Raw genomic sequence first — 10,039 nt, forward strand, 5'->3', positions numbered from 1 at the left:
CCTATAAGCTATAAAAATAGAATTATTAGCTCCAAAACAAAGTGAGATGAAATATGCAAGTGGAAACCTTTACTCCCTTAGATTTGTTCAAACCAATCAGGCCTTATAGCCATATTGTAAAAGCTGGCCCATTTATTAACATTTCGGGCACTCTCGGGATTAACCCATTGACTGGGGAGTTAGCTGGTACCGACGCATACACTTAAACACAACAGATTTTACGTAATTTTGATGTCATGTTGAGGTCTGTTGAAGCCTCCTTTATTAATGTGATGCATGTTCATGTATTTCTAAAGCAGGTGGATGACTTTCTGGAAATGAATAAAGCATCCAGTGAAACATTCGCACAACATTTACCTGCTAGAACGGTAATTTGTGTTACAGATTTACCTAAAAAAGGTGCATTATTGACTATGAATTTAAATGCAATTTTAGCTTTTTGAGAATGAAGTTTTGAGTGCCAACGTTATGAATCGAAAAAAAATAATAAAGTAAATTTGTAGCAATCTAATGAATTCAGTTGATAGATTCACATTTGAACAACAAACGGACCTTTTCGTCAGAATCCCGGCCGACCCTCCTCTACATACAATAAATGATGAAAGCTCAATGCACAAAGAAGTATGGGCTTTATATCTTAATTTAAAAAAATTTACAGTCAGTATAAGAATGATCATTCTATTGCGCCTCAAGTTAAGAAAGCAGCAAAAAATTTATTACAAGAGTTGGATGCACTTTTAAAGGTGGATACAAAGAATTCACGTTCAAAATATCCAGTACATACACATCAATTGGCTAAAAACGCATTAGATATAATTTATAATTATAAGCCTAGATTAGAAGCTGAGCCTGGACTATGGAATCAATTTAAAGCGCATATTAATAATTTCTTCGAAAAATATTTCGGACTTCCAGATATTCTATCAGTAAAAACCACTCCATTTGGTGCTAAAACGCAATTTTTTTCTCATCCATCGGTAACTTCTGGGGTGAGCCTAACAACCGAATTTGAATTAAAATGCAAAATGAGTACCATTTAATGTTCTATGCCTTGTGATGTTAAAGCAGTCATTTAAATCATCCACATTGCCATAAAATCATCAACTTTTATTGCTGCCAGTGTATTAGTATCACTCATAGCAGTAATAATCTTTTGTACACGCTCAGCCGAAAATCGCGTACTCAAATTCTTTTTAAACTTGGATAATAATACAGGAATACCCTCTTCACGCCGACGTCTATGGCCAATAGGATATTCTACAGTGATCAACTCACTTTCTGTACCGTCTTTAAAAACTAATTTGATGCTGTTAGCAATGGATCGTTTCTCTGGATCGTGATAGTCCTGCGAAAAACGTTCATTTTCTGTAACATCCATTTTGGCACGTAAAACATCAATTCTTGGATCTGCAGCAACTTCATTCTCATAATGTTCAGCATTTAAATCACCAAATAAAAGACCTATAGCCACCATATACTGCAAACAATGATCACGGTCAGCAGGATTATGCAGAACCCCGCGTTTGCTGATAATGCGAATTGCAGACTCATGAGTTATTAACTCAATTCTAGCAATATCATCAAATCTTTCTTTAACTAGAGGATGTAACTTCACTGCGCACTCAACCGCAGTTTGTGCATGAAATTCGGCAGGATAAGACAATTTAAATAAAATGTTTTCCATAACATAACTGCCATAGGGTCGCTGGAATTTAAATGATTTTTTACCAAATAAGGCATCATAAAAACCCCAGGTAGTTGCGGTTAAGGCACTGGGATATCCCATTTCACCACATTGAGCAATGAGTGCCAGACGCACAGCACGCGAAGTTGCATCTCCTGCAGCCCAGGATTTACGTGAACCCGCATTAGGAGCATGCCGATAGGTTCTAAGACTTTGACCATCAACAAAATCCAGTGATAAAGTCCGCAACATCATGTCTCTATCCGCACCAAATAACAATGCAGCTACTGCAGCGCTGGCAATTTTTACTAAAATTACATGATCTAAACCAACTCGGTTAAAACTGTTTTCAAGAGCTAAACACCCTTGAATTTCATGCGCTTTAATCATGGCATTAAGAACATCTTTCATCAAAATGGGTTCTTTACCTTGAGCACAATTCTGCCTGCACAGATAATCGGCAACTGCAAGAATAGCACCTAAATTATCTGACGGATGACCCCATTCTGCTGCTAACCATGTATCGTTAAAGTCTAGCCAACGAATCATCGTACCGATGTTAAACGCCGCTTGAACAGGATCCAGTTCATAAGACGTTCCAGGAACCCGAGCACCATTTGCAAGGGTTGCTCCAGGAACAATAGCTCCCATTAATTTTGTACATTCAGGAAAATTAAGTGCTAAAATCCCACAACCTAGTGTATCCATTAAACATAAACGCGCTGTTTCATAGGCAACAATACTGTCAATTTTTTTATTTAATACATAATCAACAATATCAACAATTACCTGATCATAATCAGGTTTTATATTATCTTCTATATAATTGCTCATATTAACCTCTAGTTTTAATAGCCGGAAATTCTCTAGGCTCTGGCCCAATATACTTTGAGGTTGGTCTAATTAATTTATTATTCGCACGTTGTTCAAATACATGTGCGGCCCATCCAGTGATACGTGACATCACAAAAATTGGTGTAAACAAAAAGGTAGGAATATCACAATAGTGGTACGCTGAAGCGCTATAGAAATCAAGATTAGGGAATAATTTCTTTTCAGTCCACATGACTTTTTCAATACGTTCAGAAATATTATATAAACTCAGATCGCCTTTTTCTTCACCCAAACGGAAAGACCATTTTTTCATAATATCTGAACGGGGATCATTTCTAGTATAAACCCGATGCCCAAACCCCATGATTTTATCTTTATGTTCCAGCATCTTTTTTATCTCAGCTTCTGCTTCATCCACGGTTTTAAAACGCTCAATTAATTCCATCGCTGCTTCATTAGCGCCACCATGTAATGGACCACGCAAAGTGCCAATTGCACTAACAATTGTTGAATAGAAATCGGAACGAGTTGAAGCTGTAACACGGGCAGTAAAGGTTGAGGCATTAAATTCATGTTCCGCATATAAAATCAAAGAAACATTCATCATGTCCGCTTCAAGTTTAAGAGGTTTACGAGCATGTAATAAAGTAAGGAAATGTCCGCCGGTCGTCTCTTCATCAGTCAACTCGGATAACTCTTTATTTTGAAAATGATAGGCATACCAGTAACACATCATTCCTGGAAATAGAGCCAATAAACGATCTGCGATTAGATGTTCTTCAGAAAAATCTTTTTCCGGCTCAATGGTTCCTAAAAACGAACAACCAGTTCTAAGTACATCCATTGGATGCGTGTTTTTAGGAATCATTTTTAATAGGGTTTTTAATGCCTCTGGTAATTGCCTCAGCTCTACAAGTTTTTTTGTATAAGCATACAATTCATTTTGGGTCGGTAATTTACCGTATAATAATAAGTAAGCTACTTCCTCGAAGCTGGCATATTCTGCTAAATCATCAATAGAATAGCCTCTATAGTTTAAACCTCTTCCCTCTAAACCCACTGTAGCAATTGCAGATTCTCCTGCAATAACTCCTGCTAATCCACCGCTTTTAACATTCATTGTCATTTTCCATCCTAAATTGGTCTAGTTTTTGCTCATACACATGATAACCCAGAACCTTATATAATTCTTCTCTAGTCTGCATTTTATCCAGCATAGATTTTTGCGTTCCATTCTGAATAATGGTTTGGTAAGTAGCTAATGCTGCCTGTGACATTGCCCTAAATGCGCTTAATGGATATAAAATTAATGAAATTCCAACCCCAGCAAGTTCTTCTCGTGTAAACATAGGAGTTTTGCCAAATTCCGTAATATTAGCAAGTACAGGAACATCAAGTGCACGGGTAACATTTTGATATTCATCCAGGGTCATCATTGCTTCGGGAAATATCATATCAGCGCCCAATTCTATACAAAATTGCGCTCGTTCAATTGTTGCATTCATCCCCTCTACAGCATAGGCATCAGTTCTGGCCATAATAACAAAGTTAGGATCCTGACGTGCATCTACGGCCGCCTTGATGCGATCACCCATCTCGCTCAGTGTAACAATTTCTTTATTCGGTCTATGCCCACAACGCTTTGCAAGAATCTGATCTTCAATATGTAATGCTGCAACACCCGCTTTTTCCATTAGTTTTACAGTTCGTGCGATATTAAATTCATGCCCCCATCCGGTATCAACATCAACCAAAAGAGGCAAAGGACAAGCTTCTGTAATACGACGAGCATCCTCAAGAACCTCAGATAAATCTGTCATTCCCAGATCAGGCAACCCGAAAGAAGCATTCGCTACTCCTGCTCCGGAAAGATAAATTGCCTTCGCTCCCGAAAAGTGCGCTAACATAGCCGAATAGGCATTGATTGTACCCAAAACTTGCAAGGGTTTATGGTCTTTGACTGCTTGCTTGAATAACTTACCCATGGAACCAGACATTACCTATCACTCCTTGATCTCTAAGGGCTACCATTATGCGCTAATGGAAAATTCATCACAATCAATTTTATGGAAATTATTATGGAAAAACAGAGAATTATTAGATTTAAGCTTTTTTAGAAATAATGCTCTTACGTAAAAAACGTGCTGGAGATAAAGCCTGTTGCAGAATTCTAGGCAAAAAATTTGGTTCCTCATTAATTAAACAAGCTAACCATTCCGCACATAAAGGAATTGTGGTCAGTCCGCGCGAACCAAATCCTGAACACGCATAAAGCCCGGGATAATAAGGCCCAGCCTTTGCGATCCAACGTTTTGAATTACTTGCTAATCCTGAATATAAATCCATGAACGCTGATTGATTAGCGACTCTCCCAACTATTGGCAAATAATCAGGTGTGGTTGCTCTAATCCCAGCCCAATGTCCTACAATTTGATCAGACCATAAAACATCGGGTGCCAATTTACCAAGTTTTTCCCAATTAACCCAATTATCTTCATTTTTTATTGTCGACTCAGAAATTTTTAATTCATAAGTAGCACCAATATGATGAACACCATTAAGTGATGGAAGGACATGCCCACTGGCGCATAATGGTCTCTTCAAAGCCGAGCTTTCTTCAGTAGATAAAATTGTTGTCATTTGGCCACGAATGGGCTTAATCGGCAAATACTCAGCTTCTTTAAAAGAAGTAATTTTGTACCCATTAGCCAAAATCAATACTTCGGTTTCCCATTGATTGATTATCCATTTTTTATCAAAAAATAATTGTTTTATTGAAGTATTTGTTATTAAAGAAATTCCTTCGGTATTGATTAATAATTGACATAAAGCAGGAGAATTAATCCACCCTGACAAGGGAATAAATAAACCATCTTGTTCTAAAGGTAAACCAGCCAGCGCTGTAGCTTGCTTGGAATTTACTAAAGAACCCAATGCAGGATACTGAGCCAACCAATCACGCAAACTCGATTGTGCTAATTGCTCTTTTAGACTGGTTGCAAGTAATAAAGCCCCATTGAGTTCTCCTATATTTACCTGCTGTAAAATAGATTGATACAACTGCGAGGCATACAAAAAAGAGGAGAGCATTAATTGTGTTAAGGGAGAATTATATGCAGACAACTTTGGAAATAAAATAGCTTGTTGATTTGCTGATGCACCTTTACCTACTTCATTACATTCATCAATCAATGTTACTTTCCACCCTTTTTTAGCAAGAGCATAAGCAGTAAAGCATCCTGCTAAACCAGCGCCAATAATTACTGCTGACTTGTTACTGTATTTTTCTGCTTCCCCCACATGCCATGGTGTATGGCGTCTCCTTGCATTTTGCAATGCAGTAGAAGAGTGGAAATAAGCACTAATCATATGTCGTTTTGGACCAAAACCTTTCTTTTTTTCAACTGTAAATCCATGTTGTCGCAAGCTTTCTTTCACAATACCTGCCGCTGTATAGGTAGCCAAGGTAGTGCCTTTTTTTGATAATAAGGCAACTATGTTTATTAATGAATCAGACCACATACTTTTGTTTTTTGCTGGTGCGAAGCCATCAAGATACCAGGCATCTACAAAAGAAGTTCGCAATTCCTGCTCCAGCCTGAAGTCCCCGCATATTAGTAATTGTTCATAACAATCAAGTGCATCACCAAGCATCAAAGTCAAAGTAACTCGGCCATTGCAAAATACAAGATGATGATAACCTGGTGTTAAGACAGGATAACTGGCAATAAGTTGTTGTGCCTGTTTTTTTAACTGCGGCCAAACGTGAAGCGATTTAATTAAATCTTCCCGAGTTAAAGGATGTTTTTCACACGAGATAAAATGCAATCGGCACGATTCAAGAGCATTTTCTTCCCATAACCTCCAGCTCAAAAGAAAATTTAAGCCCGTTCCAAAACCTATTTCTGCAATGACAAATTTTGTATTAGAAGACAATGAACGCCAACGAGGAAGTAAATTATTACCGTCAATAAATACATAACGACTTTGCGCAATACCACTAGCAAAAGAATGATAAACATCATTGTATTGAATAGAAAATGGCAGATCGTGATACCAACTAAGTACTGCCGTTTTGATAGGTACAAAAGGAGTACTCATCCTCAACCACCTGCTCTGATCAAAAACCTCAAGTATTGTTCTTTGAAATTTTCATTTTGCGTTTATTGTTTAAGAAATAATTGAAAAAAAGGTCTTACTATGAAAACCAAGAAGAGTTTAGAGGAACTATGGTGTGCTGTCGATGATTTTTGCCAATTATTCATGCCTGACTCCATAGTAAAGGATAGGCGTGTTTCTATCTGATTGATGTAATCTATGGTTTAAATGACACCGATAAATTGGATGGCCAAATTTGGGAAACTGAATTTAGCTATCTGATTGGAACATTTTTTCAACTATTTCTTAAAACATAATTCATGTTTTTAAATAACTTAAAACCTCTTCAGCTGCTTCTTGAGTCTTATGAATTTCATGCTCACCATGGGCACTTGAAACAAATCCAGCCTCATACATCGAAGGAGCAAAATAAATGCCTTTAGCCAACATTGCATGGTAAAATTTTTTGAACAAAAACTCATCAGAAGCTGCAATGTCAGCATAATTTGCAATATGCTTTTTCTCTGTAAAACAGAAGCCAAACATTCCACCTAATGAAGTAATAAACAATGGAATATTTACAGCTTCAGCCACAATGGTCAAAGCCTGTGTCAATTCATGAGTGGTTCGACTTAATGCATTAAAAAATTCAGGTCTTTCAATTTCAGTTAATGTAGCAAGACCCGCAGCCATCGCCAAAGGATTTCCAGAAAGGGTACCGGCTTGATACACTGGTCCCTCGGGAGCCAAATGAGACATAATTTCTGCACTTCCACCCAAGGCACCCACTGGCATTCCACCACCAATAACTTTTCCTAACGTAGTGAGATCGGGCTTAATACCAAAAACTCCTTGTGCTCCAGTTAATCCTACTCGAAAACCAGTCATCACCTCATCAAAGATCAACAGGGCATCGTAATGATCGCATAATTCACGCAGTCCTTTTAAAAAACCAGGTTCAGGCATTATAAAACCCATATTTCCAGCAACAGGTTCTAATATTACCGCGGCAATATCATCAAAATATTTTTCAAATAAAGAAACTGTTTGCGTCAGGTCATTAAAATTTGCAGTCAAAGTATGTTCTGTGACACTTTGAGGAATTCCTGGAGTTGATGGAATACCTAAAGTTAACAGACCAGAGCCTGCCTTTACTAACAAACTGTCGCTATGACCATGATAGCACCCATTAAACTTAATGAATTTATTTTTGCCAGTTACGCCACGCGCAAGCCTGATTGCAGTCATTGTTGCTTCTGTGCCGGAGTTCACCATGCGTACTTTTTCAATAGATGGAATTAATGAACAAATTTTTTCAGCTAATTGTACTTCAAGCTCAGTAGGTGCTCCAAAACTCATGCCATGATGAAGAACTTGAGTTACTGCCTCAATCACTGCTGGATGACAATGCCCAAGAATTAATGGTCCCCAGGAACCCACGTAATCCACATAATGTTTATTATCTACATCAATAAGGTAAGCTCCTTTACCTTGCTTAAAGAAAATAGGATCACTACCCACTCCTTTAAACGCACGCACAGGCGAATTAACACCGCCTGGAATAAATCTCTGAGCTTGATGAAACAAATCACTTGAGCGAGTCATAAAAACCTCCATAATTTGACGCTATACTGCGCGCGGCCATTAGTTGTATGCAGTATACACTACAATTAAACAAAAAAATTGGCAAAAAAGAGCTGATTACTTTACATCAGGCCGTACAGTAGATAAATTATGCTTTTTTAAACGAGTATTAACGATATGCACGAGTATAAAAAATTTATTTGCGTTATTTGTGGTTTTATTTATGACGAAGCAGAAGGTTGGCCGGAAGATGGTATTGAGCCAGGCACACGCTGGGAAGACGTCCCTGAAAACTGGTTTTGTCCCGACTGCGGCGCAGGCAAAGAAGACTTTGATATGGTTGAAATGATCTAGTTAGCAAAGTGGCTTAAACCAGAGTGCCTTGTTCCATTGTAAACTAATGAGTACTACTAAGATTTATCCCAGTTGCGTTTGAGTAACATAAGTGTGCAGCGCATTAATAAGAGGAGAAAAATCATAGTGTTTTTCGTTAATGGTTCTCTCATTGAAGGTGTAGGTTATGCCTTCACTCTCAACCTGGTTATATTGATCATAGAGTGTCTGCCAAATCTCTTTTCCCAATTCATTTGTAGGAAGGCAATCAAGCATCATAGGTGCCATATACCTTACATCTAATGCCTATAAAGCATATTCAAAGGCAGTGATATTTTTGAACGTCCGGCCAGAATAATCAGTCACCGTTCCCCGTTGCAAGAGAAACTCAGGGTGTTCCATCAATTTTTTTGTGCATTATCCTGCTCCCCTGCGGCCACAAACCAAAGCAGTCGATTTAGTTTTTCGATATTAAGCTGAGATTGAAATAAACCATTAAAAGCTAGTGATGCTCGTGACATGTTGGCTCGATCTTTCGCAGTCAGAGGATCAATTTCACTTACTATTACTAATAGTTCATTAGGAATGATCTTGTAATAACGTACGTCGCATAGAGTCATTCTCTATCTTAATTAATTCGTGTGGTAGATTTTTAAATTTGGAAGGATCTGTTAATAAGTCTTTTTGCGTTTTGGTTATATTCTCTTTTCCATTTTCTGAAGCTTAAGATTACCATAGTGTATCCTGTGTAGAAAGTTATTAATTTACGCTTAACTCCCAGTTTTATTTCACAACAACCAATAACACGATGCCTATCAATAATAAAGTAGGCATTTCGTTATAAATACGGAAAAAAAGTAAGCTTTTTCTATTTTGATTCTGTGCAAAAACCTTAACATAATGACCACAAAACAAATGATAAGTCCATAAAAGCACCACCAAGCATAATTTAGCATGCATCCAACCTGCTTTAATGTAATAAGGCAGATTATAACTCAGCAACCATAAACCCAATAAAGTGGTTAGTAGTGCTGCTGGCCAGGTAATCCCATAATACAAACGTCGTTCCATTATTTTAAATCGATCCACACTGACTGCATCCTTAGCTTCAGTGTGATATACAAACAATCTAGGTAGATAAAACAGTCCGGCAAACCAAGCAACCATTGCAATAATATGAAAAGCTTTTACAAATAACATATTAACTTCCTGTCATTTTTTTGTCTCTTTTTCGAGATTGTTTAATTAAATTCAATGATTCCACCGCTAATGAAAAGCCCAGTGCAAAATACACATACCCACGCGGAATATGCAAAGAAAAACCATCAGCAATCAATACCATACCAATTAAAATCAGGTAACTAAGAGCAAGCATTTTAAGGGTAGGATATTTTTTAATAAACGCACTAACTACCTCAGCGGCAAAAATCATAATCAAAATAGCAGCAGTGATTGCAAAGGCCATTACCCAGAACCGGGTAGTCAATCCTACAGCAGTTAATACAC

At 37.6% G+C, this 10,039-nt stretch carries 12 protein-coding genes; 3 read left to right on the plus strand and 9 right to left on the minus strand.

The window, feature by feature from the left end; translation table 11 throughout:
* The first annotated feature begins 215 nt into the window (after positions 1–215).
* Complete coding sequence (locus WA877_RS05450; RefSeq protein ID WP_425169933.1) at positions 216–443, plus strand: RidA family protein; 228 nt, start codon at positions 216–218, stop codon at positions 441–443.
* A gap of 300 nt (positions 444–743) precedes the next feature.
* Positions 744–1,040 carry a hypothetical protein gene (locus WA877_RS05455; RefSeq protein ID WP_425169922.1) on the plus strand — a complete coding sequence of 99 codons (297 nt, stop codon included), beginning with the start codon at positions 744–746 and terminating at the stop codon, positions 1,038–1,040.
* Positions 1,041–1,072: 32 nt separating this feature from the next.
* On the opposite strand, the gene WA877_RS05460 is transcribed toward WA877_RS05455, so the two are convergent.
* The 5 genes from WA877_RS05460 to hemL form a co-directional block, all read right to left on the minus strand.
* Entirely contained in the window at positions 1,073–2,518 is a 1,446-nt protein-coding gene (locus WA877_RS05460; protein WP_425169923.1) for a bifunctional 2-methylcitrate dehydratase/aconitate hydratase, read from the minus strand.
* A 1-nt stretch (position 2,519) separates the two neighbouring features.
* Positions 2,520–3,638, minus strand: a complete 1,119-nt coding sequence (gene prpC / locus WA877_RS05465) for a bifunctional 2-methylcitrate synthase/citrate synthase (protein ID WP_425169924.1) — start codon at positions 3,636–3,638, stop codon at positions 2,520–2,522.
* Complete coding sequence (gene prpB / locus WA877_RS05470) at positions 3,628–4,515, minus strand: methylisocitrate lyase (protein ID WP_425169925.1); 888 nt, start codon at positions 4,513–4,515, stop codon at positions 3,628–3,630. The genes prpC and prpB overlap by 11 nt, the downstream gene beginning before the upstream one ends.
* Positions 4,516–4,621: 106 nt before the next feature.
* Positions 4,622–6,619 (minus strand): bifunctional tRNA (5-methylaminomethyl-2-thiouridine)(34)-methyltransferase MnmD/FAD-dependent 5-carboxymethylaminomethyl-2-thiouridine(34) oxidoreductase MnmC, encoded by a 1,998-nt coding sequence (mnmC, locus tag WA877_RS05475; RefSeq protein WP_425169926.1) that lies wholly within the window; start codon positions 6,617–6,619, stop codon positions 4,622–4,624.
* A gap of 315 nt (positions 6,620–6,934) precedes the next feature.
* Positions 6,935–8,221 (minus strand): glutamate-1-semialdehyde 2,1-aminomutase, encoded by a 1,287-nt coding sequence (gene hemL / locus WA877_RS05480; RefSeq protein ID WP_425169927.1) that lies wholly within the window; start codon positions 8,219–8,221, stop codon positions 6,935–6,937.
* A gap of 156 nt (positions 8,222–8,377) precedes the next feature.
* On the opposite strand from hemL, the gene WA877_RS05485 reads away from it, so the two are divergent.
* The gene (locus tag WA877_RS05485; RefSeq protein ID WP_425169928.1) at positions 8,378–8,554 is read left to right on the plus strand and encodes a rubredoxin; all 177 of its coding nucleotides are present in this window, start codon (positions 8,378–8,380) and stop codon (positions 8,552–8,554) included.
* A 63-nt stretch (positions 8,555–8,617) separates the two neighbouring features.
* Here the strand turns inward: WA877_RS05485 and WA877_RS05490 are convergent, their stop codons facing one another.
* The 4 genes from WA877_RS05490 to WA877_RS05505 all read right to left on the minus strand — a co-directional run.
* On the minus strand, positions 8,618–8,812 hold the full coding sequence (locus tag WA877_RS05490; protein ID WP_425169929.1) for a hypothetical protein: 195 nt from the start codon (positions 8,810–8,812) through the stop codon (positions 8,618–8,620).
* Between the two features lie 122 nt (positions 8,813–8,934).
* Complete coding sequence (locus WA877_RS05495; RefSeq protein ID WP_425169930.1) at positions 8,935–9,153, minus strand: hypothetical protein; 219 nt, start codon at positions 9,151–9,153, stop codon at positions 8,935–8,937.
* Between the two features lie 163 nt (positions 9,154–9,316).
* Positions 9,317–9,733: a protoporphyrinogen oxidase HemJ gene (gene hemJ / locus WA877_RS05500; RefSeq protein ID WP_425169931.1), complete on the minus strand. Its 417-nt coding sequence runs from the start codon at positions 9,731–9,733 to the stop codon at positions 9,317–9,319.
* A gap of 1 nt (position 9,734) precedes the next feature.
* On the minus strand, positions 9,735–10,039 hold a 305-nt coding region (locus WA877_RS05505), incomplete at its 5' end, for a TerC family protein (RefSeq protein ID WP_425169932.1).

Source organism: Legionella sp. (assembly GCF_049790535.1).
Lineage (GTDB): Bacteria > Pseudomonadota > Gammaproteobacteria > Legionellales > Legionellaceae > Legionella.